Origin of the sequence: Kocuria varians (assembly GCF_006539885.1) — a bacterium.
Lineage (GTDB): Bacteria > Actinomycetota > Actinomycetes > Actinomycetales > Micrococcaceae > Kocuria > Kocuria varians.
Genome location: NZ_BJNW01000008.1, coordinates 1 through 26342, shown reverse-complemented (window position 1 = coordinate 26342; position 26342 = coordinate 1). Strand labels below are relative to the sequence as shown.

General features: G+C 71.2%; 24 protein-coding genes. 15 read left to right on the top strand and 9 right to left on the bottom strand.

The annotated features are described in order from the left end of the window. Positions 1–10 precede the first annotated feature (10 nt). Complete coding sequence (gene thiE / locus KVA01_RS05695) at positions 11–673, bottom strand: thiamine phosphate synthase (protein ID WP_068467850.1); 663 nt, start codon at positions 671–673, stop codon at positions 11–13. A gap of 125 nt (positions 674–798) precedes the next feature. Between thiE and thiO the strand changes: the two genes are divergently transcribed. Genes thiO through moeB form a run of 4 tightly spaced genes read left to right on the top strand, consistent with a single transcriptional unit; the run spans position 799 to position 4728 of the window. Beyond that, positions 799–2193 (top strand): glycine oxidase ThiO, encoded by a 1395-nt coding sequence (thiO, locus tag KVA01_RS05690; protein ID WP_443093541.1) that lies wholly within the window; start codon positions 799–801, stop codon positions 2191–2193. Beyond that, positions 2190–2489 (top strand): sulfur carrier protein ThiS, encoded by a 300-nt coding sequence (thiS, locus tag KVA01_RS13095; RefSeq protein WP_141269283.1) that lies wholly within the window; start codon positions 2190–2192, stop codon positions 2487–2489. The genes thiO and thiS overlap by 4 nt, the downstream gene beginning before the upstream one ends. 2 nt (positions 2490–2491) lie before the next feature. Further along, a complete protein-coding gene (locus tag KVA01_RS05680; protein ID WP_269449165.1) occupies positions 2492–3481 on the top strand; it encodes a thiazole synthase in 990 nt (329 codons plus the stop codon). After that, on the top strand, positions 3478–4728 hold the full coding sequence (gene moeB, locus KVA01_RS05675; protein WP_141269279.1) for a molybdopterin-synthase adenylyltransferase MoeB: 1251 nt from the start codon (positions 3478–3480) through the stop codon (positions 4726–4728). Before KVA01_RS05680 ends, moeB begins: the two co-directional genes overlap by 4 nt. A 132-nt stretch (positions 4729–4860) precedes the next feature. Here moeB and KVA01_RS05670 read toward each other — a convergent pair whose 3' ends face one another. Genes KVA01_RS05670 through KVA01_RS05660 form a run of 3 tightly spaced genes read right to left on the bottom strand, consistent with a single transcriptional unit; the run spans position 4861 to position 8311 of the window. Beyond that, positions 4861–5505 (bottom strand): LutC/YkgG family protein, encoded by a 645-nt coding sequence (locus tag KVA01_RS05670; protein ID WP_068467842.1) that lies wholly within the window; start codon positions 5503–5505, stop codon positions 4861–4863. Continuing rightward, positions 5502–7481, bottom strand: coding sequence for a lactate utilization protein B (locus KVA01_RS05665; RefSeq protein ID WP_141269277.1), 1980 nt, complete (start codon positions 7479–7481; stop codon positions 5502–5504). The genes KVA01_RS05670 and KVA01_RS05665 overlap by 4 nt, the downstream gene beginning before the upstream one ends. Further along, positions 7478–8311, bottom strand: a complete 834-nt coding sequence (locus tag KVA01_RS05660) for a (Fe-S)-binding protein (protein ID WP_141269275.1) — start codon at positions 8309–8311, stop codon at positions 7478–7480. The genes KVA01_RS05665 and KVA01_RS05660 overlap by 4 nt, the downstream gene beginning before the upstream one ends. 323 nt (positions 8312–8634) lie before the next feature. Here KVA01_RS05660 and KVA01_RS05655 point away from each other — a divergent pair, with 323 nt between their 5' ends. Both KVA01_RS05655 and KVA01_RS05650 read left to right on the top strand, forming a co-directional pair. Beyond that, positions 8635–10305, top strand: coding sequence for an L-lactate permease (locus KVA01_RS05655; protein ID WP_141269273.1), 1671 nt, complete (start codon positions 8635–8637; stop codon positions 10303–10305). A gap of 84 nt (positions 10306–10389) precedes the next feature. Then, a complete protein-coding gene (locus KVA01_RS05650) occupies positions 10390–11118 on the top strand; it encodes a FadR/GntR family transcriptional regulator (protein ID WP_141269271.1) in 729 nt (242 codons plus the stop codon). A gap of 322 nt (positions 11119–11440) precedes the next feature. On the opposite strand, the gene KVA01_RS05645 is transcribed toward KVA01_RS05650, so the two are convergent. Further along, the gene (locus KVA01_RS05645) at positions 11441–12187 is read right to left on the bottom strand and encodes a response regulator transcription factor (protein ID WP_233438773.1); all 747 of its coding nucleotides are present in this window, start codon (positions 12185–12187) and stop codon (positions 11441–11443) included. Between the two features lie 22 nt (positions 12188–12209). Here KVA01_RS05645 and KVA01_RS05640 point away from each other — a divergent pair, with 22 nt between their 5' ends. From KVA01_RS05640 to KVA01_RS05630, 3 genes are read left to right on the top strand one after another with little or no spacing between them, the layout of a single operon-like run. Next, positions 12210–12419, top strand: a complete 210-nt coding sequence (locus KVA01_RS05640; protein WP_141269267.1) for a hypothetical protein — start codon at positions 12210–12212, stop codon at positions 12417–12419. Between the two features lie 5 nt (positions 12420–12424). Further along, positions 12425–13639 carry a sensor histidine kinase gene (locus KVA01_RS05635; RefSeq protein WP_233438772.1) on the top strand — a complete coding sequence of 405 codons (1215 nt, stop codon included), beginning with the start codon at positions 12425–12427 and terminating at the stop codon, positions 13637–13639. After that, positions 13636–14046, top strand: coding sequence for an MGMT family protein (locus tag KVA01_RS05630; RefSeq protein ID WP_233438771.1), 411 nt, complete (start codon positions 13636–13638; stop codon positions 14044–14046). Before KVA01_RS05635 ends, KVA01_RS05630 begins: the two co-directional genes overlap by 4 nt. Here the strand turns inward: KVA01_RS05630 and KVA01_RS05625 are convergent. Continuing rightward, a complete protein-coding gene (locus KVA01_RS05625; RefSeq protein WP_141269263.1) occupies positions 13971–14942 on the bottom strand; it encodes a phosphoribosylaminoimidazolesuccinocarboxamide synthase in 972 nt (323 codons plus the stop codon). The genes KVA01_RS05630 and KVA01_RS05625 overlap by 76 nt on opposite strands. Continuing rightward, positions 14939–16309: a phosphoribosylamine--glycine ligase gene (gene purD / locus KVA01_RS05620; protein ID WP_141269261.1), complete on the bottom strand. Its 1371-nt coding sequence runs from the start codon at positions 16307–16309 to the stop codon at positions 14939–14941. The genes KVA01_RS05625 and purD overlap by 4 nt, the downstream gene beginning before the upstream one ends. A 71-nt stretch (positions 16310–16380) precedes the next feature. On the opposite strand from purD, the gene KVA01_RS05615 reads away from it, so the two are divergent. The 5 genes from KVA01_RS05615 (at position 16381) to purM (ending at position 21030) form a co-directional block, all read left to right on the top strand. Beyond that, entirely contained in the window at positions 16381–17382 is a 1002-nt protein-coding gene (locus tag KVA01_RS05615) for an asparaginase (protein ID WP_055082276.1), read from the top strand. A gap of 11 nt (positions 17383–17393) precedes the next feature. Beyond that, positions 17394–17753 (top strand): sterol carrier family protein, encoded by a 360-nt coding sequence (locus tag KVA01_RS05610; protein WP_068467829.1) that lies wholly within the window; start codon positions 17394–17396, stop codon positions 17751–17753. Positions 17754–17977: 224 nt separating this feature from the next. Further along, complete coding sequence (locus KVA01_RS05605; RefSeq protein WP_082810528.1) at positions 17978–18319, top strand: hypothetical protein; 342 nt, start codon at positions 17978–17980, stop codon at positions 18317–18319. Between the two features lie 12 nt (positions 18320–18331). Then, on the top strand, positions 18332–19873 hold the full coding sequence (gene purF / locus KVA01_RS05600; RefSeq protein ID WP_141269259.1) for an amidophosphoribosyltransferase: 1542 nt from the start codon (positions 18332–18334) through the stop codon (positions 19871–19873). Next, a complete protein-coding gene (gene purM, locus KVA01_RS05595; RefSeq protein ID WP_141269257.1) occupies positions 19870–21030 on the top strand; it encodes a phosphoribosylformylglycinamidine cyclo-ligase in 1161 nt (386 codons plus the stop codon). The genes purF and purM overlap by 4 nt, the downstream gene beginning before the upstream one ends. Before the next feature lie 215 nt (positions 21031–21245). Here the strand turns inward: purM and KVA01_RS05590 are convergent, their stop codons facing one another. Beyond that, on the bottom strand, positions 21246–21446 hold the full coding sequence (locus KVA01_RS05590) for a DUF3073 domain-containing protein (protein ID WP_068471186.1): 201 nt from the start codon (positions 21444–21446) through the stop codon (positions 21246–21248). Positions 21447–21695: 249 nt separating this feature from the next. On the opposite strand from KVA01_RS05590, the gene KVA01_RS05585 reads away from it, so the two are divergent. Continuing rightward, on the top strand, positions 21696–23378 hold the full coding sequence (locus tag KVA01_RS05585) for a BCCT family transporter (RefSeq protein WP_233438770.1): 1683 nt from the start codon (positions 21696–21698) through the stop codon (positions 23376–23378). A gap of 255 nt (positions 23379–23633) precedes the next feature. Here the strand turns inward: KVA01_RS05585 and clpB are convergent, their stop codons facing one another. Continuing rightward, positions 23634–26297, bottom strand: coding sequence for an ATP-dependent chaperone ClpB (gene clpB, locus KVA01_RS05580; protein ID WP_141269255.1), 2664 nt, complete (start codon positions 26295–26297; stop codon positions 23634–23636). Positions 26298–26342: the final 45 nt, after the last annotated feature.

Below are 26342 nucleotides of genomic sequence, written 5' to 3'. Positions count from 1 at the left end.
CAGGCCGAACTCAGGCGCGCAGGGCCTCGCGCAGCGCGCGGGCCGCCGCGGCGGCGTCGTCGGCCTCCGTGACCGCCCGGACCACCACGATCCGCGAGGCACCGGTGGCCAGCACCGCGGGCAGCCGGGCGGCGTCGACCCCGCCGATCGCGAAGAACGGCTTGTGCTGCGCGTGCTGCGCCGCGTACTCGGCCAGCTCGAGCCCCACCGCCGGGCGACCCGGCTTGGTGGGGGTCTCCCACACGGGCCCGGTGCAGAAGTAGTCCAGACCGTCGTCCGCCACGGCGGCGTCCACCTGCGCCGTGGAGTGGCAGGAGCGCCCGAGGACCACGTCCGGGCCCAGCACCGTGCGCGCCTGCGCGGTCGTGAGATCGCCCTGGCCCACGTGGAAGACGTCCGCGCCGGTCAGCAGGGCGACGTCCGCGCGGTCGTTGACGGCGAACAGCTTCCCGTGCTCCCGGGCGACCTCCGCGAGGACCTCGATGGCCTCGATCTCCGCGGCGGCCTCGAGCGACTTGTCCCGCAGCTGGATGATGTCCACCCCGCCCTCGTAGGCGGCGTGCAGGAACTGGCGCAGGTCACCCCGCTCCCGCCGCGCCGTGACGCACACGTAGAGCCGCGCGTCCTGCAGGGCGGCACGACGTCGCGTGCCCGGGTTCTCGGTCTGTGCCATGACGCCATCGTGGCACGAACCGGGGGGGGCACGCGCACGGTGGGCGATCTCCTCACCGCGAGTCCCCCGGGGGCACCCGTGCGGCACGCAGCTAGACTGGGCACACTTGCTCGTGGTCGGCACATGTGGCCGACCCCCGGAGCACCACGGGAGCCCGCACTCGTCACACGCACCACCGCAGCGGGCTGAGAGGGCGTGAGCCGCCGACCGTTCACCTGATGCGGGTCATGCCGCCGGAGGGAGGAAAGATGTCCGAGAACGTGCCCGAGCACGTCGTCGTCGCCGGAGCCGGTCTGATCGGCCTGGCCACCGCCGTGGAGCTGCAACGCCGGGGCGCCGCCGTGACCGTGGTGGACCCGCGCCCCGCGTGGGGCGCCACCCGGGCCGCCGCCGGGATGCTCGCCCCCGTGGCGGAGACGCAGTACGGCCAGGAACCCCTCTACCCCCTCATGCGCGCCTCGGCCGCGGAGTACCCGGCGTTCGTGCAGCGCGTCACCGCCATCACCGGACTGCCCACCGGCTACCGCACGGAGGAGACCCTCGTGGTCGCCTCGGACGCCGCGGACGCCCGGTCCCTCTCGGACCTCGCCTCCCACCAGATCGCCTCCGGCATGGACGTCCAGGAGATCTCCGTGCGGGAGGCCCGCTCCCTGGAACCCGCTCTCGCACCCCGGCTGGCCGGAGCGGTGCGGATCGTCTCGGACCGGCAGGTGGACCCGCGGCTGCTGGCCTCCGCCATGGTCGAGGCGCTGAACGCCCCGGCCGTCGAGACCCTGGGCGGTGTCCCGGACGCCGGTCCCGCCCGGTGGTTCACCAGCAGGGTCGACTCCCTGCTCATCACCCGCGGCGGGCACCGGCAGGTCACCGGCGTGCACCTGGACTCGGGCGAGCAGCTGCCCGCGGACGCCGTGGTCGTGGCCACCGGGCTGACCGCCAACACCATGGGCGGGCTGCCCCGGGACCTCGAGCTGCGGCTGCGGCCCGTCTTCGGGGACGTCCTGCGGCTGCGCGTTCCGGACTCGGTGCTCGCGCCCGGCGAGAAGCACCTGGTGACCCGCACGGTGCGCGCACAGGTCCTCGGCCGGCCCGTCTACGTGGTGCCGCGCGAGGACCAGACCCTGGTGCTCGGCGCCACCAGCCGCGAGGACGGCCGGGAGTCCGTGCTGGCCGGGGGCGTGCACCAGCTGCTGCGCGACGCCCGCGCCGTGCTGCCCGCCATCGACGACTGCGACGTCCTCGAGATGATGGCCCGCGCCAGACCCGGCACCCCGGACGACCTCCCCTACCTGGGCCGCACCTCCGTGGCCGGACTCGTGGTCAGCACGGGCCACTTCCGCCACGGCATCCTGCTGACCCCTGTAGCCTCGCGCCTGGTCGCGGAGCTCGTGACCGGCATCCTGGATCCGCAGCAGGACCATGCGCTGGACGGAGAGTTCCTCGTCTCGACCGCGCCCGCCCGCCACTCGCGGGCGGAGACCGGCACACCCGACCGCGACCACTTCCCGGGAGGACTCGCATGACCACGGACCCCACGACGACGCCGCCCGCGCCCTCCCCGGGGCCCGGCACCTCTTCCACCCCCACTGCCACCGTGAACGGTTCGCCCGTGCCGGTGCGCGAGGGGCTCACGCTGAGGGACATGGTCTCGGAGCTCACGGGCCGCGAACTCACCGCGCGGGGCACCTCCGCGGACGGCGCGCCCCTGGGCATCGCGGTGGCCGTGGACGACGCCGTGGTCCCCCGGTCCCTGTGGGCTACCACCCCGGTCACCGCGGGCCAGGGCGTGGAGATCGTCACCGCGGTCCAGGGAGGCTGACCGTGACGGACCACCAGGCACACGACACCCCGTTCACCGTGGCGGGGGTGGAGCTCGGCTCCCGGCTCATCATGGGCACCGGCGGGCTCACGGACCTCGCAATGCTCGAACGCGCACTGACGGCCTCCGGCACCGAGCTGACCACGGTTGCCCTGCGCCGCTTCACGCCGGGCCCACGGTCGCACTCGGGCGGCACGGTCGCAGGGCACCCGGCGGAGGACGCGACGGCGGGCGGCCGAGCGGGCAACGCGGCGGCGTCGTCGGCCGGTGCCGCTGGCTCCGCCGGGGCCGGGGCTCCTCAGGACAGCCTGTACGGGATCCTGCACCGCAACGGCATCCGCGTCCTGCCCAACACCGCCGGGTGCTACACCGCGCGGGACGCCCTGCTGACCGCGGAGCTGGGGCGCGAGGCGCTCGAGACCGACTGGGTCAAGCTCGAGGTCATCGCGGACGAGGACACCCTGCTGCCGGACGGCGTGGAGCTGCTGGACGCCACCGAGAAGCTCGTGCGCCGAGGCTTCACGGTCTTCGCATACACCACGGACGACCCCGTTCTCGCACTGCGCCTCGAGGACGCCGGTGCCGCCGCGGTGATGCCGCTCGGCGCGCCCATCGGCACGGGACTGGGCATCCTCAACCCGCACAACATCGAGCTCATCGCCTCCCGTGCCTCCGTGCCGGTGGTGCTCGACGCCGGGATCGGCACCGCCTCGGAGGCGGCCCTGGCCATGGAGCTGGGGTGCGACGCCGTGCTGCTCGCCTCCGCCGTGACCCGCGCGCAGGACCCGGTGGCCATGGCCCACGCGATGCGCCACGCGGTGCAGGCGGGGCGCCTCGCGCGCGGTGCGGGACGCATCGCGCCGCGCACGCATGCCGTGGCCTCCTCCCCGATGGCCGGGCGCATCGCTCCGGCGGACGCCGAGACACCGCGGGGCGACTGGCCCGCGCGGCGCGGAGACCACCCCGCCGCGGGTGGGAGCACCACCCGATGACGTCCACCTCACGCTTCGAGCCCCTCGTGACGCCGGGCGAGCCCCTGACCCGGGAGGAGCTGGAGCGCTACTCCCGTCACCTCACGCTGGACCGGTTCGGTCCGGAGGGGCAGCGCAGGCTCAAGAACGCCCGCGTGCTCGTGGTCGGCGCCGGGGGCCTGGGGGCACCGGCCCTGCAGTACCTCGCCGCGGCCGGGGTGGGGACCCTCGGGATCGTGGACGACGACGTCGTCTCCGTCTCTAACCTGCAGCGCCAGGTGATCCACACGGTGCAGGACGTGGGACGACCCAAGGTGGACTCCGCCGCGGACGCCGTGGCACGCCTGAACCCGCTCGTCACGGTGCGCACGCACGAGACACGGCTGAGTCCCGAGAACGCCCTGGAGGTCCTCGGGCAGTACGACCTCGTGCTGGACGGCGCCGACAACTTCCCCACCCGCTACCTCGTGGCGGACGCCGCGGAGCTCACCGGCATCCCGGTGGTGTGGGGCTCCATCCTGCGCTTCGACGGCCAGGTCTCGGTGTTCTGGGCCGGCCACGGTCCCGTCTACCGCGACCTCTACCCGGAGGCGCCCCCGGCCGGTTCCGTGCCCTCGTGCGCGGAGGGCGGTGTGCTGGGCGTCCTGCCGGCGACCATCGGCTCGGTCATGGCCACGGAGGCGCTGAAGCTCCTGACCGGCATGGGCGATCCGCTCGTGGGCCGGGTCCTCGTCCACGACGCCCTCGCCCAGACCTGGCGCACCCTCACCGTGCTGCCGGACCCCGCGCGGGAGCCGGTCACGGACCTCTCGGAGGTCCTGGTGGCGTGCGGTATCCCCTCCCCCGGCGACGCCGCGGCGTCGGCCTCCGGGCCCGGGGCCGCGGCCCCATCCGCCACCGACCCCGCCGCGCCGAGCGCCGCCGAGACCGTGGAGGCGGAAGAACTGGCCCTCCTGCTGGCCGCTCGGGAGCGCGGGGAGACCGCGTTCACGCTCGTGGACGTGCGGGACGACTGGGAGCGCGAGCTCGTCTCCATCCCGGGAGCGGTTCCGGTCCCGCTGGAACGGCTGCTTGCCGACGGTGCGCGTGCGCTGCCCGCCGGGACCGAGGGGGACGTGATCCTGCACTGCAAGGCCGGGGTCCGCTCCGCCCGTGCCCTGGCGGCGTTGCGCCCGGACTACGCGATGCGCGAGGACCGCGTGAAACACCTGGACGGCGGCGTCCTCGCCTGGATCGACGCAGTGGCACCGAACCTCCCCCGCTACTGACCCCGCCGCCCGCGGTCGCTCCGACAAGGAGAACGGCTCCGAGCCACCCGCGAGAGCAGTTCTAAGTGCAGCTAACGCCACCTACCGATGGGTAGATGGCGTTAGCTGCACTTGACGTTCGCGCCTGCCCGGTCAGCCCAGCAGGATCACGTCCAGGGTGCGCGGGCCGTGCACGCCCTCCACGCGCTCGAGCTCGATGTCCGAGGTTGCGGACGGCCCCGAGATCATGGTGGTGGGAGCGGTGGGCTCCACCCGGGCGATGGCCTCCGGGATCAGCTCGAACACGGTGTCCAGCGGCACGATGCAGATGTGGTGGTCCGGCACGAGCGTGATGGCGCGGCGTCCCTCGTCCGGGCGGCCGGACAGGAAGATGGTCCCCGTCTGGGCGCAGGAGACCGTGGAGGAGGTCACCACGGCGTCCACCCGGTTCAGCTCCCGCACGGACAGCGCGGAGGCACGGCGGGAGTCGTTGGGGTCCACGATCACGCGGCGCGCGGCGGTGTCCTCGGGCAGCAGGGCGGTGTCGAAGCCCTCCGGGATCACGTAGCGGGCAGACGCACCGAGCTGGGTGGCAATCCGCTCGGCCACGGTCTCCGCGCTCTCGCGGAACACGTTGGCCTTGTAGTCCAGCAGCCGGTCCTCGAGCATGTCCACGATCTCCTCGCGGCTCAGCTCGGAGTGCCGCCGGTAGGCCCGAGGGATTTCGGGTGCCTGCGGATGGTCCGAGAGCGCGCCCGCGAGCCGCTCCAGGATCTCGGTCTTGGCGTCCGTGCTCATGCCTGCTCCCCGTTCTCTTCCGTGCGTCGCCCGGCGTTCCGGTCGTTGTGCTCGGTGGGGTCGGCGTTCGCCTCCGAGACTCCCCCGGCGACGTCGTCCGCTCTCGCTCCGGAAACCCCGGAGGACTCCCCACCGGCGGACCCACCACCAGCGGCACTGCTCTTACCGGCGGCACTGCCCCGGCTGGACGCAACGCCCTGGTCGGCTGCACTGCCATCCGCGGGCGCGGAGCGATCCGACCCGGGCACCTCCGCCCGGGCGTCAAGCGTCGCGCCGTCCCGATCCAGACGCTGGGCCGTCTCGTCCTCGTGCTTCTTCCACCAGTTGCGGAAGGACTCCTTGGGCGGCGCGGGGACGTCACGCTGCTGGGTCCAGCCACCCAGCATGCCGGGGAGCCAGCCGATCGCGTGGTCCCGTCCCGCTACCACGCGGCCCAGAGGCAGGGCGCGTTCGGCCAGGGACATGCGCTGACCCGAGGACATCACGAAGGACGCACCCTTCATCATCGCGTCCATCTGCGTGGGCAGCCCGCGCGTGGGAACGGCATCGCGCATCCGGCGGCCGACGCGCCGCGCTTTCGTGGAGAGGTCCTTGAGCGTCCCTTCTTCGGGCGCGCCGTCCTGTCCGCCGTTGCCCTCGTCCGCGGTGAGGGACTTCTCCTCGCGCCACTCGTCCCCCGCGGTGATCGCGGGATCCGTCGAGGTGGGCGCTGAGGCGGCCACGTCCGTGCGCTCCCCGTGCTGCGTGCGGACGTCCTCGTCCCGCAGGTGCACGAGGATCTCGGGGATGTTGATCTTCACGGGACACACCTGGTAGCAGGCCCCGCACAAGGTGGAGGCATAGGGCAGGGAGGCGTTCTCCTCGGAGGTGATGCCGGTGAGCATCGGGGAGAGGATCGCGCCGATGGGCCCCGGGTAGGTGGAGCCGTAGGCGTGGCCGCCGACCTGCTCGTACACCGGGCACACGTTCAGGCACGCCGAGCAGCGGATGCAGTGCAGCGCGGAGCGTCCCTCGGGATCCGAGAGCACCGCCGAGCGGCCGTTGTCCAGCAGCACCACGTGCACGTTCTGGGGCCCGTCGCCGGGGGTGACACCGGTCCACAGGGAGGTGTACGGATTCATGCGCTCACCGGTGGAGGAGCGCGGAAGCAGCTGGAAGAAGACCTCGAGGTCCTCGTAGCTGGGCAGCAGCTTCTCGATACCCATCACCGTGATCAGCGTCTCGGGCAGGGTGAGGCACATGCGGCCGTTGCCCTCGGACTCCACCACGGACAGCGTTCCCGTGTCCGCGATGCCGAAGTTCGCTCCGGAGATCGCGACCTTGGAGGTCAGGAACTTCTCGCGCAGGTGCTTTCGGGCCGCCTCGGCCAGCACGCGCGGCTCGCTCGTGAGCTCGTCCGTGATCTCGGTCATCTCGCTGCGGAAGATCTCGCGGATCTCCTCGCGGTTCTTGTGGATGGCGGGGACCAGGATGTGAGAGGGCTTGTCCTTGCCCAGCTGCACAATCAGCTCGGCGAGGTCCGTCTCCGTGGCGGAGATGCCGTGCTCCTGCAGGTGCTCGTTCAGCCCGATCTCCTGGGTGGCCATGGACTTGACCTTGATGACGTCCGTGACCTCCTGCTCCTGGATCAGGCTCGTCACGATGGCGTTGGCCTCGTCCGCATCCCGCGCCCAGTGGACGACGCCGCCCTGCGCGGTGAAGTTGCGCTCGAACTCCTCGAGCAGCTCGGGAAGGTGCGCCATGACCATTTCCTTGGTCGCGGACCCTGTGTCGCGTAGCGCCTGCCAGTCGGGGACCTCGCCCACCACTCTCGCGCGCTTGGCGCGGATGGAGTGGGTGGCGTGCCGGATGTTGGCGCGCATCTGCTCGTTCTGCAGCTCTTTCTTGGCGGCCTGTGGGAAGGCCACCTGAGCGTGAAGGTTGCCCTGGCCGTGGACGGGGCGCACGGCGGGCATGCCCAGGGACGTGATACTCATCGGGTGGCTCCTACCGGGGCTGCCGACCGGCGGCCGGGCTGGGGGATGGACAGTTCCACGGGCCCGTCCACGATCAACGGGTTGGCGCGGGTGGACGCGAGGATCTCCGCGAAGTGGACCGTCTGCACGTCCAGCTTCCGCTTGGAGGCGGCTCCGCCCAGGTGCATGAGACAGGAGGCGTCCCCGCCGGTGCACAGGGAGGCACCGGCGTCCACGATGTTGCGCAGCTTTTCATCCGCCATGGCGCCGGAGACGTCCGGGTTCTTGAAGGAGAAGGTGCCGCCGAAGCCGCAGCACTCCTCGGCGTCCGGCAACTCGTGGAACTCGATCTCCTCCACGGAGCGCACGAGGTCCTTCTGGCGGTCCCCGAGCCCGAGCAGGCGCATGCCGTGGCAGGACGGGTGGTAGGTGACGGGGTGGGGGAACCAGGAGCCCAGCTGGGCGGCCGAGTCGGTCACGCCGAGCACGTCCACGAGCAGCTCCGAGAGTTCGTAGGTGTTCTCCGCAACCATGGCCGCGTCATCGGCGAGCGCGGCGTCCCCGCACTGCCGCGCGACCAGCGGCTGCTGGTGGCCCAGGGAGGCGACGCACGAGCCGGAGGGCGCCACGGCGACGTCGTAGTCCGTGCTGGTGAAGGCCCGGACATGGTTGCGGATCACGGGAACGGCGTCCTCGAAGTACCCGCTGTTGATGTGCATCTGGGAGCAGCAGCCCTGCCCCTGGGGAAACACCACCTCGTGTCCCAGCCGCTCCAGAATCCGCACGGTGGCCAGGGCCACCTTCGGATACATGGCATCCACAATGCACGTGGCGAAGAGCGCGATTCTCATGTTGTGGTCTCCCAACCGTCTGCTCTGGTCATCGTCTGCCTCGGTCCATCTCTGCGTCCAGGCCAGGCTACGCCCGTGAACCGGATCACAACAATGCGCGCACGCTGCCGCGGACATCCGCCGGACGCGCTCGTCATCTCACGAATCACCGGGCGCCATGCCTTAATCGTGTGACCTGGATCATGTACGCTGTGTGGTCGGACCACTGTGGCCTGACCACTTATCCTACGACCGGTTCCGAACACGGTGCACACCGCCCCGGCCAGAACCGCCCCACCCCGAGAACTGCGGTTCCGATCCACCCCTCACCCCTTGGAGATCCTGTGACCACCTTCACCGCCGTGACCGATGCCGTGGGAGGCAGCATCGGCCTCTCCGCCCTGGTGGGCTGCCTCCCCCTGCTGACCTTCTTCGTGATGCTGCTGGCCTTCCGCGCCAGCGCGTACGTGGCCGGGCTGACCTCCCTGGTGGTCGCCCTGGCCGTGGCGATCCTGGGCTTCGGCATGCCCACCCAGCTCGCCCTGCTCACCGCCACGCAGGGTGCCGTCTACGGCCTCTTCCCGATCGTGTGGATCGTGGTCATGGCCCTGTGGTTCTACCAGGTGACCGTGCTCTCGGGGCGCTTCGAGGACCTCCGCACCATCTTCGACACCATCGGCGGCGGTGACCTGAGGATCCAGGCCATGCTGATCGCGTTCTGCTTCGGCGGCCTGCTGGAGGCACTGGCCGGCTTCGGCGCGCCCGTGGCCATCACCGCGACCATGATCCTGGCCTTGGGCCTGAAGCCCCTCAAGGCCGCCACCCTGGTGCTGATCGCCAACACCGCCCCGGTGGCCTTCGGCGCGATCGCCATCCCCATCACCACCGCCGGCACGCTGACCGACCTGAGCCCCGCCCACATCGGCGCGGTCGTGGGCCACCAGGCCCCGCTCTTCGCGTTCGCCGTCCCCTTCTTCCTGCTGCTCATCGTCGACGGCGCCCGCGGCCTCAAGCAGGCCTGGCCCGCCGCGCTCGTGGTGGGCGGCAGCTTCGCGATCGCGCAGTGGTGGTGCGCCACGCACTTCTCCTACGAGCTCACGGACGTCGTGGCGTCCCTTGTAGGCCTCGCCGCGGCCGTGGTCCTCATGCGGTTCTGGCGCCCCAAGGGCGCCGACGCCGTGCGCGCGGACCTGGGCGTCGAGAAGCCGGAGAGCGCGGCCGTCCTGACTCCCGGCCGCGTGTGGATGGCCGTGCTGCCCTACGTGCTGGTGGTCGTGATCTTCGGGGTCGCCAAGCTGTGGACCGCGGGCGTGAACGTGCCCAAGGCGCTGGCCGCCACGGACGTCAAGATTCCCTGGCCCGGTCTGCACGGTCACCTGCTCAACGCCAAGGGCGAGGCGATCTCCGGCACCGTCTACAGCTTCCAGTGGCTCTCCAGTCCCGGAACCCTGCTGCTGATCACCGGTCTGATCGTGGCCCTGGTCTACTCCGTGTTCCACCACAACGGCATGTTCCGCCTCACCATGGGCAACGCCATTGCGGAGATCGGCCGCTGCTTCTGGAAGATGCGGTTCTCCGGTCTCACGATCATGGCGGTGCTCGCCCTGGCCTACGTGATGAACTTCTCCGGTCAGACGCTGGCCATCGGGACCTTCGTGGCCGGGCTCGGCGCTGCCTTCGCGTTCTTCTCCCCGGTCCTCGGCTGGGTGGGCACGGCTGTCACCGGCTCCGACACCTCCGCCAACGCCCTGTTCGCGAACCTGCAGAAGACCGCGGCGCTGGGCTCGGGCCTGGACCCCCACCTGATGACGGCGGCCAACACGTCCGGCGGCGTGGTGGGCAAGATGATCTCCCCGCAGTCGCTGGCCATCGCCTCCACGGCGGTGGGCATGCAGGGCAAGGAGTCCAGCATCTTCCGCTCGGTCGTCCCGTGGTCGCTCGGCATGCTGCTCGTGCTGTGCTGCCTCGTGTTCCTGCAGTCCAACGTGCTCTCCTGGATGCTGCCGGCCGCCTGAGGCCCGCAGATTCAGTGAGCGTTCCCGGCCCGTCACCGCTGCCAGCGGTGACGGGCCACCGCATGTGATCCCCCAGGAGGAACCATGGGCTCTGCCCCCGCCTACACGGTGGTGCTGGACTGGCTCGAACGGCAGCTGCGCGCGGGAGAGCTGCGCGTGGGCGACAAGCTGCTCGCCGAACGGACCCTCGCGGAGGACTTCGGCATCTCGCGCGCCTCGGTGCGCGAGGCCGTGCGCATCCTTGCGGCCATGGGTCTCGTGCGCTCGGCCACCGGCTCCGGCCCGCAGTCCGGGGCCACCGTGATCTCGGACCCCTCCGCCGCCCTGGGCTGGGCACTGCGGATGCACATCGCCACCCGATCCCTCCCGGTCGCGGACGTGGTGAGCACCCGGGTGCTGCTGGAGACGCAGTCGAGCCTGGACGCGGCGTCGGCGGACGTGCCCGAACGGGCGGCCGTGCTGGAGCAGGCCGCCGCCCTGCTGCAGCGGATGGGTGAACCCGCCACCTCCGCCGCGGAGTTCCACGCCCTGGACGCGCAGTTCCACTTCCAGCTGGCCTCGCTGGGTGGAAACGTGGTGCTGGAGACGATCATGGCCTCCCTGCGCGAGGCGACCATTGGCTACGTCCAGGAGACCGTGGCGGCCACCCCGGACTGGGACGGCGTGCGCGCGGGTCTGCACCGGGAGCACGGGAAGATCCTGGAGGCCACGGTGGAACGGGACGGCGAGCGTGCCGCGCAGCTGCTGCGCGAGCACATCCTCGGGTTCTACGCCCCGGTCCCCGCGGCGCAGGGCGGGCCGGACGCCGGATGAGCGCCGTCCCGGCACCCCCTGGTCGGAGGGTGCCGGGACCGGATCCGATCTCATCGGGGGTCTGCTGACGCGTCGGGGGTCCTCGGAGCCGCACGCGAGGTGATCCAGGCCTCGCGGGACTCGTCAGGGGGAGGACGAGGGCCCCCGGCGCGAACTCAGCGATCCGCTGCCGGTGGAGACGGGAACGCCGTACAGTCGCTCCGTCTCCGTCAGCGGAGGACGCCCCTCCGGGCGTCCTCCCTCCACTGTGCCGCACCGGACGCCGGGCCCACCATGGCCGAACGGCCAGACCTTGGCCCCGAAACTGGGCGGACCCTGGGAGTCAGTGGCGGCCAGGGGCGTCGTCGTCGTGCAGTGCGGGCTCCACGAGACCCCACTCGATGCCCGAGATCAGCACCTGCACGCGGTCCCGCACCGCGAGCTTCTCGCACAGCCGGGAGACGTAGGACTTCACGCTGCCGTGGGACACGGACATCCGCTCCGCGATCTCGCTGTTGTTTAGGCCCCGGGCGATCCACTCGAGGGTCTCGAGCTCGCGGGGTGCGAGCTGCGGCGCTCCGGGACGCGGTCCCGTGGACCACCGCCCCGAGGACTGCCCGAGAGCGTCCCAGCGCTTGCCGCGGCGCACGGACGGGACCGGGACGTCCCCCAGCACGTTGTTGGCCAGCGAGCTCGCCACGGACGGGGACAGCGCCAGCTCGTCCTCGCGGACGAGGCTCACAGCCGAGACGATCTCGTCGTGGCGCGCGTCCTTCACCAGGTACCCGGAGGCTCCGGCACGCAGTGCCGGCACCACGTACTCCAGAGTGGAGAACGTGGTCAGGGCCAGCACCTTGGTGTCCGGGCAGCGCTGGACGATCTGCCCGGTGGCCTCGATCCCGTCCATGCCCGGCATGCGGATGTCCATGAGGACCACGTCCGGCTCCAGGGCCACGCTCTTCTCGACGGCCTCCGCACCCTCGCCGGCCTCTCCGACGACCTCGAAACCCGGTTCCGCCCGGAAGAGGTTGGCGAGCGCGTCCCTCATGAGCGGGTGATCATCGACGAGGAGGAGTCTGCACAAATCCATGATGCGATCATAAACTGGTGCCATGACTCAGACTTCGATGACTTCGCATGCAAATTCCGCCCGCTCGCACCGCTCCGCGCTGGTGCGGACCCTGCTTACCGCCATGCTCGTGGGTGGCCTGTCCTTCGGCGCCATGGCGCCCGCCGCCGCGGACACCGGCGCCTCCGTGCGCACCGGCCCGTCCTCCGTGATCTGCGGGTACTTCCCGTACCTGTGCCGGGGCGGCCACTGAGCCCCGTGACCACGGCGACCTCGGCGCGCGACCTCCTCACCGCGGCTCCCCCGAGGACCATGCCCAACTGGCTGCGGATCGCCGTCACCCTCTTCGCCGCGCTCGCACTGCTGGATGATCTGCGCTCGACCGCGTGGCCGGGGCTGACGCCCCTCACGGCCGTCCTGGCGGTGGGCACCTCGGTGCTCAGCTACGGCGCGGTGGCCCTGCTCGCGTGGACCCCGAAGGCGAGCGCTGTGGTGATCCTCCTGGCCTACGCGGCGTCCGTGGCGCACGACGACTTCGCCGCCACACTGCTGGCCTCGTGTGCCGTCACGGTGGGCATCCTTGCCATGCTGCGGCGCAGGGTGATCGCACTGCACCTGGCGGCCACGGCGGTCTGGATCCTCGTGGCCTCGGCCGTCTCCCACGACACCCGGTTCGTCTGGACGCTGGGTATCCCCATGGGCATCAGCGCGCTGTTCGGCGTGGCCCTGCGGTTCTTCCTCACCCAGTACCGGTTGAACGCGCGGCGCCTGGCCGTCCTGGAGGTCACGCACCAGCAGCTGCGCGAGCAGGAGCGGCTCGCGCTCGCCCGTGACCTGCACGACGTCGTCGCGCACGAGCTCACGCTCGTCACCATGCAGGCGGCCGGGGCCCACAGTGAGCAGGACCCCGCGGCACTGCACCGTTCGATCGACACCATGGACGCCGCGGCCCGCTCGGGGCTGCAGGAGCTGCGCATCCTGCTGCAGATCCTGCGCGAGTCCCCCGGCCCGCAGGACTCCGGCGTCCCCGCCCCGCCCCAGCCCGAAGGCACCTCCGGGCTGACCACGGGATCGCTGCAGGAGGTCGCGCAGACCCTCGCCTCGAGCCTCGAGCACTCCGGGCTGCACGCGGACTTCGCCCTGGACGACGGCGCGGCGCAGCTCCCCACGACCGTGCGCGGCACTGCGGCGCGCGTGATGCAGGAGGCCACCACCAACATGATCAAGTACGCCCCGGCGGGTTCTCACTGCGCGCTGCGCGTGGCCACCGCGGACTCGGCCGTGCACCTGCACGCGGAGAACCCGGCCCCGCGCTCCACCCGCACGGCCGTGGCCGAACGCCCCGTGGGGGAGCTGACCTCCGGCTTCGGGCTGCGCGGGATCCGTGAGCGTGTGGCGCTGCTGGACGGCAGCGTGGAGTACGGCGTGCGCGACGCCGCCTGGCACCTGGACGTGCGGATCCCGTTCGCGTGAACGAGACGTTCGAGCCGCTGCGCGGCGACGAGGCCGTGGCGGCGGTGCGCGCCGTCGTCGTGGGCATTCCGCCGGGTGCGGTGCTGAGCTACGGGGACGTGGCCGAGCTGGCCGGTCTGGGCACACCGCGGCTCGCGGCGCGCATCATGGCCTCGGGGAAGCTGGGGCGGGGCACGCCGTGGTGGCGGGTCGTCCGGGCGGACGGCACCCTGCCGGACCACCTGCAGATCACGGCGCGCGAGCGCTACGAGCGCGAGGGCACACCCCTGCGGGACACCCGTGCCCACTGGGCCCAGGTGGACGTTCGCCGCGCCCGGTGGGCCGAACTGGTTCAGTACTCCGGCGGTCCGGCCACCTCGAAGAACGAGCCCCGGGGATCGAACGCGCGCCCTGTGAGGCGCTCGTAGGCCTCCACGTACCGCTCGCGGGTGCGCGCGACGACGTCCTCGGGCAGCTCGGGAACGGGACCGTTGCCGTCCCAGCCGGACTCGTCCGAGCGCAGCCAGTCGCGCACGTACTGCTTGTCGAAGGAGGGCTGGGGCTGACCGGGGCGGTAGGTCTCCAGATCCCAGAACCGCGAGGAGTCCGGGGTGAGGACCTCGTCCCCCAGGGTGATGGCCCCGCGGTAGGAGTCCAGGCCGAACTCCACCTTGGTGTCCGCGACGATGATCCCGCGCTCCCGTGCGATCCGTTCGGCGCGAGTGTAGATCTTCAGGGAGAGCTCCCGCAGCCGGTCCGCCACGGAGTTGCCGACCACGTTGGCCATCTCCTGGTAGGTGATGGGCTCGTCGTGCTCGCCCAGCTCCGCCTTGCCCGTGGGGGTGAAGATGGGCTGCTCCAGGCGGTCGCCGTCCCGCAGCCCGTCCGGCAGCTCGATCCCGCACACGGAACCGGTAGCGCGGTAGTCCTTCAGCCCCGAGCCCGTGAGGTAGCCGCGCACGATGTTCTCCACGGGGAACATCGACAGGTTCTTGCACACCACGGCGCGACCGCGCACGGACTCGTGCACGTCCGTGGTGAGGATGTGGTTGGGGATCCCGTCCAGCTGCTCGAACCACCACAGGGACAGCTGCGTGAGGATCGTGCCCTTGTGCGGGATCTCGGTGGGCAGCACCTGGTCGAACGCGGAGATCCGGTCGCTCGCGACCACCAGCACCGCGCCCGCGCGGTACTCGGCGTCGTTGTGCAGAGCCACGCCGGTGGCGCTGAGCCGGGACTCGTCCGGGACGTAGAGCTCACGCACCTTCCCGGAGTAGACGTGCTTCCAGCCCGGGATCTCGGGAGGTGTGCCGTGCTCGCTCATGCCTGCTCCTCTGCTGTGCTGGGCTCGGTGCGACCGTCCGGATCGGCGACGGCGCCCGGGTCTTCAGAACCCGGGCCTGCGGTCTTCGACGACGCCGGGACGGTGACCCGCCCCTCCGCCGCGGCCAGGGCGATGTCCGTGCGGTAGTGCGACCCGTCCAGGGTGATGCGCCCGACCCCACGATAACCGCGCTCGCGGGCCTCCCGCAGATCCGCACCACGCGAGACCACCGCGAGCACGCGACCACCGGCCGAGACGAGGTGCCCGGCGTCGTCGCGCTCGGTGCCCGCGTGGATCACCCAGGTGTCCGGGTCCTGGGAGACGTCCTCGAGACCCGAGATCACGTCACCCTTGCGCGGGGCGCCGGGGTAGTTGTGGGCGGCGAGCACGATGGTCACCGAGGAGCCCTGCGCCCACTCCAGCGGGCGGTCCTCGGAGAGGCGGCCCTGGGCGGCGTCGAGCAGCAGCTGCCCCAGTGGGGTCTCGAGCACCGCGAGCACGGACTGGGTCTCCGGGTCACCGAAGCGCGCGTTGAACTCGATCACCTGCACGCCCCGGGGCGTGAGCGCCAGACCGCAGTAGAGCACGCCCGTGAACGGTGTGCCCCTGCGGCGCAGCTCGTTCACCACGGGCCGGGCCACGCGCTCCACGACCTCCCGGGTGAAGTCCTCGGGCAGCCAGTCCAGCGGGGTGTAGGCACCCATGCCGCCGGTGTTCGGGCCCTCGTCCCCGTCGCGCACGCGCTTGAAGTCCTGCGCGGGCTGCAGAGGCACCACGTGCTCGCCGTCGCTGAGCACGAACAGCGAGACCTCGGGGCCGTCCAGGAACTCCTCGACAACTACGGAGCCGCCGGCGTCGAGGCACTCCCGGGCGTGTGCCTCCGCGCGGTCGCGATCCTGGGTGACCACCACTCCCTTGCCCGCCGCCAGGCCGTCGTCCTTGACCACGTGGGGGGCGCCGAAGAGCTCGAGCGCCTCGCGCACCTGCGTCATGTCCGACGTGGCGACGGCGCGCGCCGTGGGAACACCCGCCGCGGCCATGATCTCCTTGGCGAACGACTTGGAGCCCTCGATCCGGGCTGCCTCGCGGGACGGGCCGAAGACGGGGATCCCAGCGGCGTCGAGCGCATCCGCAACCCCCGCCACGAGTGGCGCCTCTGGGCCCACGACCACGAGGTCCGCCGAGAGCTCGCGGGCCAGGGCCACCACTGCCTCCGGATCCTGTGCGTTGAGCGGGTGCACCGGAACGTCCTGCGCGATCCCGGCGTTGCCGGGGGCCGCGTGGACCTCGCTGACGTGCGGGTCCCGCAGGAGGGACGTGATCATCGCGTGCTCGCGGCCGCCGGGGCCCACCACCAAAACCTTCACCGGCTCAGCGTATCGGCCACCGGGCCCGGGCGGGCAACGATTGCACCCCACGACGCTGACATACTGGGCCCATGCAGACTTTCAGCTCGGATCAGGCCGTGGATCTCGCCGTGGTGCAGCGCAGCGGCTTCGTGGAGTCCCGCCACCGCGGCTCGGCCGTGGTGCTCGCCCCGGACGGCTCCGTGGCCCTCTCCGTGGGCGCACCCGAGGAGCTGATCTTCCCGCGCTCCACGCTCAAGCCGTTCCAGGCGGTCGCCGCCATGAAGGCGGGGGCCGCGCTGCGCGGCGAGCAGGTGGCCATCGCCGCGGCGTCCCACACCGGGACCTTCGACCACCTCGATGCCGTCAGCTCGATCCTCAAGGCCGCCGGGCTCGGCCCCGAGGCCCTGCAGTGCCCGCCGGACTGGCCCCAGGACGAGGACACCCGCGCGTGGCTGGTCCGCACGGAGCGCGGCCAGAACCGCATGTGCATGAACTGCTCCGGCAAGCACGCCGCGTTCCTGCTCGCCTGCGTGACCAACGGCTGGCCGACGGACACCTACCTGGACCCCGAGCACCCGCTGCAGCGGCTCGTGCTGGAGACGGTCGAGGAGTTCGCCGGCGAGGCCCCCGCCCACGTGGGGGTGGACGGCTGCGGCGCACCGCTGCCGGCCATCAGCCTCAAGGGACTCGCACGTATGTACTCCACGCTCGGCCGGGCGGCCCGCAACATCCAGGCAGACGCCCGCGCCGCGACCGTGGCCACCTCGATGCTCGACTACCCGGAGTACGTGCAGGGACCGGGGCGCTCCAACACGGTGATCATGCAGGAGCTGGACGTGATCACCAAGCTCGGCGCGGAGGGCGTGCTCGGCCTCGGCACCCGGGCCGGATGGTCCGTGGCCATCAAGATGCTCGACGGCTCCTCGCGCGCCAACTCCCTCGTGGGCCTCACCCTGCTCGCCCACACCGGGGCGATCTCCGAGGCCGACGCCGCCCGCGTCCTTGATCTCGTCACACAGCCGATCACGGGGGCGGGAAAGCCCGTGGGCGCCGTTGAGCTCGCGCCGGCCCTGCAGGACCTGCTGGTCTGAGGCCCGCCGTGATGCGACGCAGGATCGACCCCGCTGACGGCACCCTGGCCCTCGCCCGCTGGCGGGAGGACCCGGAGGCCGCCGACCGCCGCACCGTGGCCACCGCCGTGCGCTACTGCCTCGAGGAGCTCGGCACCCGCGCGGAGGGCAACTCCGTGGAGGTGCGTGTCCCGCCGTTCGGTGTCACCCAGTGTGTGGCCGGGCCCCGGCACACCAGGGGCACCCCGCCCAACGTGGTGGAGACGGATGCCGCCACGTGGTTGTCCCTGGCCACGGGCGCCGAGACCTGGGCCGGCGCCGTCGCCGCCGGGAGCGTGGCGGCGTCGGGAACCCGCACCGACCTCAGCGAGTGGATGCCGCTTTTCCGCTGACGCCACCGGGCCCAGACCGCCGAGTGGGTGCGGGCGAATCTGCCGGGCGGACCCCGAAGGAGACCAACACGCGGAACGGACCGGGTGCGGAGACGGCGGGGACCGACCCCGGACCGCGGACTCGGCAGCGTCCGGCCAACGCGCCGAAAACTCCCAGCAGATCGCAAGTGCCCCCGCCCGCCCGCCGGACACATCACCCCCGCACGCGCGATACCGTGGAGACCATGACGTCCGTCCACCGCGAGTCCCCCGAGAGCGCACCCCGTCCCGAAACCACCACCCAGGAGGTCACGGTGCGCCGGGCACCCAACGTGACCGCGTTCCTGGCCGCCGGAGCGGCGATCGGGGCGATCGCCGGGCTGCTGATCGGCGCGCTCGGCCCCGGATCGATCGCGTACACCCGCGCGGCGATCATCGGGTTCTTCCTCATGACGTTCCTGATCATCGGCGGTGCCGTGGGCGCGATCGTGGGGCTCGTGCTGGACCGGATCTCCGTAAAACGAGCCCGCACCGGGGCCGCGGAGGTCCAGGATGTCCGCGGGGGTGGCGAGCACCCCGGGGCGTGAGACACTTGACCCGTGGCTCGTGCTGACGGAAAACTCTCCCATGACCTTCTCCCCGGCGAGAAGGGCCCCCAGGACGCGTGCGGCGTGTTCGGTGTGTGGGCCCCGGGCGAGGACGTCTCCAAACTGACCTACTACGGGCTGTACGCGCTGCAGCACCGCGGGCAGGAGTCTGCGGGTATCGCCACCTCGGACGGCGAGCGGATCTCGGTCTACAAGGACATGGGACTCGTGTCCCAGGTCTTCGACGAGACCACGCTCAACACGCTCAAGGGCTACCTGGCCGTGGGCCACGCGCGCTACTCCACGACTGGAGCGTCCCACTGGGCGAACGCGCAGCCCACGCTCGGCGCCACACCGCACGGCACGCTCGCCCTGGCCCACAACGGCAACCTCACGAACTCCGCGGAGCTCTACGACCTGCTGCTGGACAAGTCCGGCTTCCCGTCCCGCGGCGAGATGGCCCGGGGCAACACCACGGACACCGCGCTGATCACCGCCCTGCTCGCCGAGCATCCCCTGAACTCACTCGAGGAAGCGGCCATGAAGCTGCTGCCGCAGCTCGTCGGCTCGTTCTGCCTCACGTTCATGGACGAGACCACGCTCTACGCCGCGCGAGACCCGCTGGGGGTTCGCCCCCTCGTGCTGGGCCGCCTGGAGCGTGGCTGGGTGGTCGCCTCCGAGACCGCCGCCCTGGACATCGTGGGCGCCTCCCTGGTGCGTGAGGTGGAGCCCGGGGAATTCATCGCGATCGACGAGAACGGCCTGCGCTCGCGCCGTTTCGCGGAGGCCACCCCTGCGGGCTGCGTGTTCGAGTACGTGTACCTGGCCCGCCCGGACACCACCATCAACGGGCGCTCGGTCTACGAGTCCCGGGTGGAGATGGGCCGTCAGCTGGCCCGCGAGCACGCCGTGGAGGCGGACCTCGTGATGCCCACGCCCGAGTCCGGCACGCCCGCCGCGATCGGCTACGCCGAGGCCGCTGGCATCCCGTTCGGGCACGGTCTCGTGAAGAACTCCTACGTGGGCCGCACGTTCATCGAACCATCGGACACCATCCGCCAGCTCGGCATCCGACTCAAGCTCAACCCACTGCGCTCCATCGTGGCGGGCAAGCGCCTGGTGGTCGTGGACGACTCGATCGTTCGCGGCAACACCCAGCGCGCACTCGTGCGGATGCTGCGCGAGGCCGGTGCCTCGGAGATCCACGTGCGGATCTCCTCCCCGCCCATCAAGTGGCCGTGCTTCTACGGAATCGACTTCGCCTCCCCCGCCGAGCTGATCGCCAACGGCATTTCGGTGGAGGGTGTGCGCGCCTCGCTCGGCGCCGACACGCTCGGCTACATCTCCGAGGACGGCATGATCGAGGCCACCAAGCAGTCCCGCGGGAACCTGTGCACCGCGTGCTTCTCCGGGGACTACCCCACCGCGCTGCCCAAGGCGGACCGGCTCGGCAAGGCCGTGCTGGAAGCACCCGGTGCCCACGCCGAGCCCTCCGAGGACCTCGTGACAACCGTCACGAGCACCGCACTCGAGCACGAGGAGACCACCGCATGAGCCCCGAGCAGCCCCAGGACTCCCGGTCCGTGACCTACGCGAGCGCGGGGGTGGACGTGGAAGCCGGGGACCGCGCCGTTGAGCTCATGAAGGCCGCGGTCAAGGCGACCCACACCTCCGGCGTCGTGGGCGGCGTGGGCGGCTTCGCCGGGCTCTTCGACGTCTCCGAGCTCACGACCTACCGCAAGCCATACCTGGCCACGTCCACGGACGGCGTGGGCACCAAGGTGGCCGTGGCCCAGGCGCTGGACGTCCACGACACCATCGGGTGGGACCTCGTGGGCATGGTCGTGGACGACATCGTGGTGGTGGGCGCCAAGCCCCTGTTCATGACCGACTACATCGCCACCGGCAAGGTGGTCCCCGAGCGCGTGGCGGACATCGTGCGCGGCATCGCGTCGGCCTGCGAGGCGGCCGGCACCGCCCTGGTGGGCGGGGAGACCGCTGAGCACCCCGGTCTGCTGGGCGTGGACGAGTACGACGTCGCCGGCGCCGCCACCGGCGTGGTCGAGGCGGACGAGCTGCTCGGCCCGCAGCGGGTGCGCGACGGTGACGTGGTCATCGCGATGGCGTCCTCGGGCCTGCACTCCAACGGCTACTCCCTGGTGCGCCGCGTGGTCGAGATGGCCGGCTGGCAGCTGGACCGCCAGGTGGACGAGCTGGGACGCAGCCTGGGCGAGGAGCTGCTCGAGCCCACGCGCGTGTACGCCGCGGACGTGCTGGACCTCGCGCGCGCCTTCCCGGTCAACGGGGCCGACGGCGCCACGGGCCACGGCGTGCGCGGTTTCTCCCACGTGACCGGCGGCGGACTCGCGGCGAACCTCGCCCGCGTGCTGCCCGAGAACCTGCAGGCCACGGTGGAGCGCGCCACGTGGTCCCTGCCCCCGGTGTTCCGGCTGGTCTCCGAGCTCGGCCGCGTGCCGCTCCCCGACCTGGAGCGCACCCTGAACCTGGGGGTGGGCATGGTAGCCATCGTCGACCCCGAGGTCGCCGACGCCGCCGTGGCCCACCTCGAGGCCCGTGGCCTGCCCGCCTGGATCATGGGACGCATCGGTCCCGTGGATCCGGACGCGGCCCGCCACGGCAGCGACTGGGTGCAGGGCGCCAAGGGCGTGGCCGGTGGCGGCGTGCTCATGACGGGTTCCTACGCGAGCTGAGGCTGAACGTGGGGCTCCCAGAGAGCCCCACACGGATACCCCGCCCACACGAAGAACCGCCCACACGTTTGTGCGGGCGGTTCTTCGTGTGGCACCACGGCTGCGGTGACCATCAGGTCTGCGGCGCCTGCTGCAGAGGTGTCGTGCCGCTGTCCCCCGGAGTGATCACGGCCTCCGGCTCGCGCAGCAACGAGAGGGGACGCACCGGGGCCGGGTCAGTCGTAGTCGGAGTACTTCTCCGCGTAGGACGAATAGTTGTCCTCCTCGTCGGAGCTTTCCTCGTGGTCAGCGGCTCGGGAGGACGGTTTCGTGCCGCGCAGCTCGCGCTGCAGGGCCGAGTAGTCGGTCTGCGGGCTGAAGTACTTGATCTCCCGCGCCTGTCGTGTCGCCTTCGCCTTTTGACGGCCGCGCCCCATGGCGTGACCCCCTCTGCGTCTCGTGTCCGGTGGGCGGTGCCGTGTTGAGCACACAGTACGGCCCCGGAGTGTCTTGTCAGTTTTTCGTGAGTCCAGGGTACATGTTTTGACCGCGTCTCGCGCACCGCCCGTGGCCCCGTTCACCCCGGGCCGATCCGCGGCTCCCCGCCGCCTCCGCAAGGGGCCGGTACAGTGGGACGGCCCGGGCGGCGTCACCCGCGTTTCCCCGCACCAGAACGCAGGTTTCCCATGAGCTCGTCCCCTGACGACAGCCCCCGGCCCACCGGCCGGTACCCCCACGACACCCACCCGGGCCTGGTGCCCGGCGTGTCCGTGGAGGAGCAGCGGGTGCGCTACCGCATCGACAAGATCACGTTCGGTGTCGCCGGTGCACTCATCGTGGGGTTCGTGATCTGGGGCGCGGTGTCCACGGAGTCCCTGACCACGGTCTCGACGGCCGCCCTGAACGCGGTGGTGACGTACGGCGGGTGGATCTTCACCCTGCTGGCGGCCATCGTGCTGCTGTTCCTGCTCTACGTGGGCTTCTCCCGCTACGGACGCATCCCGCTCGGCAAGGACGGCGAGGAGCCCGCATACTCCATGGGCTCGTGGATCGCGATGCTCTTCGCCGCGGGCATGGGCGTGGGCCTCATCTTCTTCGGTGTGTACGAACCGGTGACCTACTACATGACCCCTTCCCCGGGGCGCGCCGAGGCCGAGAGCTTCCACGCAATGCACTCCGCCATGGCCCAGACCATCTTCCACTGGGGCCTGCAGGCGTGGGCCATCTACGCGCTCGTGGGCGCCGCGGTGGGTTATGCCGCCTACCGGCGCGGACGGCCGCTGCTGATGTCGGCCATCTTCGGCCAGCGGGCCCACCTCACCGTGGGCGGGCGGGTCATCGACATGTTCGCGATCGTGGGCATCCTCTTCGCCACCTCCGCCTCCCTGGGGCTCGGCACGCTGCAGATCGGCAGCGGGCTGCAGATCGTCACGGGGATGGGCCGGGTGGGCAACGGTGTGCTGATTGCGATCATCGCCGTGCTGACCTGCATGTTCCTGGTCTCCGCGGTCTCCGGGGTGGCCAAGGGCATCCGCCTGCTGTCCAACTTCAACATGGTGCTCGCGGCCGTGGTGGCGTTCTTCCTCTTCGTGGCCGGGCCCACCGTGTTCCTGCTCAACTTCATCCCCTCCGTGGTGGGCACCTACTTCGCGGAGATGTTCCAGATGCTCGCCCTCTCCGCCTCGTGGGGCCCCGAGGCCGAGGACTTCATGCGCTCGTGGACCCTGTTCTACTGGGCGTGGTGGGTGTCCTGGGCGCCTTTCGTGGGGGTCTTCGTGGCCCGCATCTCGCGCGGTCGCACCCTGCGCCAGTACGTGAGCGTGGTGCTGCTGGCCCCCACGGTGATCTGTGTGCTCGCGTTCTCGATCTTCGGCGGCACCGCGATCTGGCTGCAGCGATCCGGCACGGACGTTGCCGGCGCCGCGTCCCCCGAGGACATGCTGTTCCGGGTCCTGGACGCCCTGCCGTTCTCCCAGGTCACGCCGATCGCCATCATGGTGCTGCTCGCCGTCTTCTTCATCACCTCCGCGGACTCCGCGACGCTCGTGATGGCCTCGATGTCTCAGCAGGGCAAGCCGGAGCCGGACCGCAAGATCGTGATCTTCTGGGGAGTGGCCCTGGCCGGGGTCGCCGCCGTGATGCTCGCGGTCGGAGGCTCCGACGCCCTGCAGGGGCTTCAGGATCTCGTGACCGTTGCGGCCCTGCCCTTCGCGATCATCCTGCTGGCCCTCATCCCCGCCTTCCTGCGGGACCTCTCCACGGACCCCTTGAGTCTGCGCTACCGCTACGCCCGCACCGCCCTGGACAACGCCGTGCGCCAGGGCATGGGAGACCACGGTGACGACTTCGCTCTGGAGGTCCGCCACTAGGAGGGGCCCTCTGCCGCCGGAGCCGACATCGACTCCACCGGCGAGCGCATGAGCTCCTGGTACCAGCGCACGGACGAGGACGGGCGCCCCGTCGACTACGACTACGCGCGGGGGACAGCTACGTGGATCCGGAGCCTCCCGCAGGACGCTGAGCCACGACGGCGAGCGGCGGGTGCGCACGACGAAGCGCCGGGACGGATCACCTCTGTCCCGGCGCTTCGCGCTGTGCTGGCGCGGGGCCAGCGGCGCGCGGGGTCAGTCCTCCACGACCTCCGCGTCCACGACGTCGTCGTCATCCCTGTCACGGGAGGCGTCGGACTCGCTGCGCTCGGCCGTGACGATGAGCCCGTCCTCGGCGACGTCCGGGTTGACGTCCACCACCACGGTGTCGCCGTCCTGGATGGCCCCGGACAGCAGCCCCTTCGCCAGGCGGTCGCCGATCTCGCGCTGCACCAGCCGGCGCAGCGGACGGGCGCCGTAGGCGGGGTCGTAGCCGGTCATGCCGAGCCACTCGCATGCCGCGGGCGTGACCACCAGGGTCAGGCGGCGCTCCGCGAGGCGGCGGGCCAGCTGGGCAACCTGGATGTCCACGATCTTCGCGAGGTCCTCGGTGCTCAGCGGCTCGAATATGATGATGTCGTCCAGCCGGTTCAGGAACTCCGGCTTGAAGGACGCGTTCACCACGCCCATCACGGCGTCTTTCTTGGCCTGCTCGTCCATCGTGGGGTCCACCAGGAACTGGCTGCCCATGTTGGACGTGAGGATCAGGATCACGTTGCGGAAGTCCACGGTGCGGCCCTGCCCGTCGGTGAGCCGGCCGTCGTCAAGCACCTGCAGCAGGATGTCGAAGACCTCCGGGTGGGCCTTCTCCACCTCGTCCAGCAGCACCACGGAGTACGGGCGACGGCGCACGGCCTCGGTCAGCTGCCCGCCCTCGTCGTAGCCCACATACCCCGGAGGGGCACCGACCAGGCGGGAGACGGAGTGCTTCTCCGAGTACTCGGACATGTCGATGCGGATCAGGGCGCGCTCGTCGTCGAACTGGAAGTCCGCGAGGGACTTGGCCAGCTCGGTCTTGCCCACGCCTGTGGGGCCGAGGAACATGAACGAGCCGATGGGCCGGTCCGGGTCCGAGATCCCCGCGCGGGAGCGGCGCACCGCGTCCGCCACGGCGGTCACGGCCTTGCGCTGGCCGATCAGCCGCTTGCCCAGAACCTCCTCCATGTGCAGCAACTTCTCGGACTCGCTCTGCAGCATCTTGCCGGCGGGGATGCCCGTCCAGGCGGAGATGACTTCGGCGATGTCGTCCGCAGTGACCTCCTCCGAGACCATGGTGTCCTCGGGGACGCCGCTGGCGTCCTCCTGTGCCTGGGCGGCGTCGAGCTGCTTCTGCGCGGCGGGGATCTCGCCGTACAGCAACCGGGAGGCCTCGCCGAGGTCCCCGTTGCGCTGGGCGCGCTCGGCCTGCGAACGCAGTTCGTCGATCCGCGCCTTGAGCTCGCCGACCTGGTTCAGGCCAGCCTTCTCGGACTCCCACCGGGCGTTGAGCGCGTCCAGCTCCGCCTGCTTGTCCGCCTTGTCACGACGCAGCGCGGCCAGGCGCTCCACCGAGGCGGGATCGGTCTCGCCGTCCAGGGCGAGCTCCTCCATGGTCAGACGGTCCACCGAGCGGCGCAGCTTGTCGATCTCCTCCGGGGCGGAGTCGATCTCCATGCGCAACCGGGCCGCGGCCTCGTCGATCAGGTCGATGGCCTTGTCCGGCAACTTACGGCTGGGGATGTACCGGTGGGACAGCTGGGCCGCGGCCACGAGAGCGGAGTCCGCGATCTGCACCTTGTGGTGCGCCTCGTAGCGCTCCTTGAGCCCGCGCAGGATGGCCACGGTGTCCTCCACCGACGGCTCCCCCACGTAGACCTGCTGGAAGCGACGCTCCAGGGCGGCGTCCTTCTCGATGTTCTCGCGGTACTCGTCCAGCGTGGTGGCGCCGATCAGGCGCAGCTCACCGCGGGCCAGCATGGGCTTGAGCATGTTGCCCGCGTCCATGGACCCCTCGGACGCACCCGCACCGACCACGGTGTGGATCTCGTCGATGAACGTGACGATCTGGCCCTCGGACTTCTTGATCTCGTCCAGGACGGCCTTCAGGCGCTCCTCGAACTCGCCGCGGTACTTGGCGCCGGCCACCATGGACCCGAGGTCCAGGGAGATAAGGGTCTTGCCACGCAGGGACTCGGGGACGTCCCCCGCGACCATGCGCTGCGCCAGCCCCTCGACCACCGCGGTCTTGCCCACGCCGGGCTCGCCGATCAGGACGGGGTTGTTCTTGGTGCGGCGCGAGAGCACCTGGACCACGCGGCGGATCTCCGAGTCACGGCCAATCACGGGGTCCAGCTTGCCCTCGCGGGCAATGGCGGTGAGGTCCGTGCCGAACTTCTCGAGGGACTGGAAGGTCCCCTCCGGGTCCGGGCTGGTGACGCGACGGTCCCCGCGCACCTGCGGAATGGCCTCCGCCAGCGCCTCGGTGGTGATGCCGGCCTCCTTGAGAACCTCCGCCGTGCGGTCGTGCCCCGCGGCCAGGCCGTACAGGATGTGCTCGGTCGAGACGTACTCGTCCTGCAGCTCCCGGGCGTAGGTCTCCGCCGCCTGCAGCGCCTGCAGGGCGGTGCGGCTCAGCTGCGGCTGGGCCGTGGAGCTGCCGGAGGCGCTGGGCATCTCGTGGATGATGTTGCTCACCTTGATCGACACGGCGTCAGCGTTGGCACCGGTGGCCTTCAGGACGGCCACGGCCACGCCGTCGCGCTGGTCCATGAGGGCCTTGAGGATGTGGGCGGGCTCGATGTTGGGATTGCCCGCGGTCGCGGCGTTCGACGCCCCGGCGCTCAGGGCTTCTTGAGACTTGGTGGTGAATTTGGTGTCCACAGCATCTCCTTCTGCTTGGCTAACGGATTGTCAATCACCTTGAGT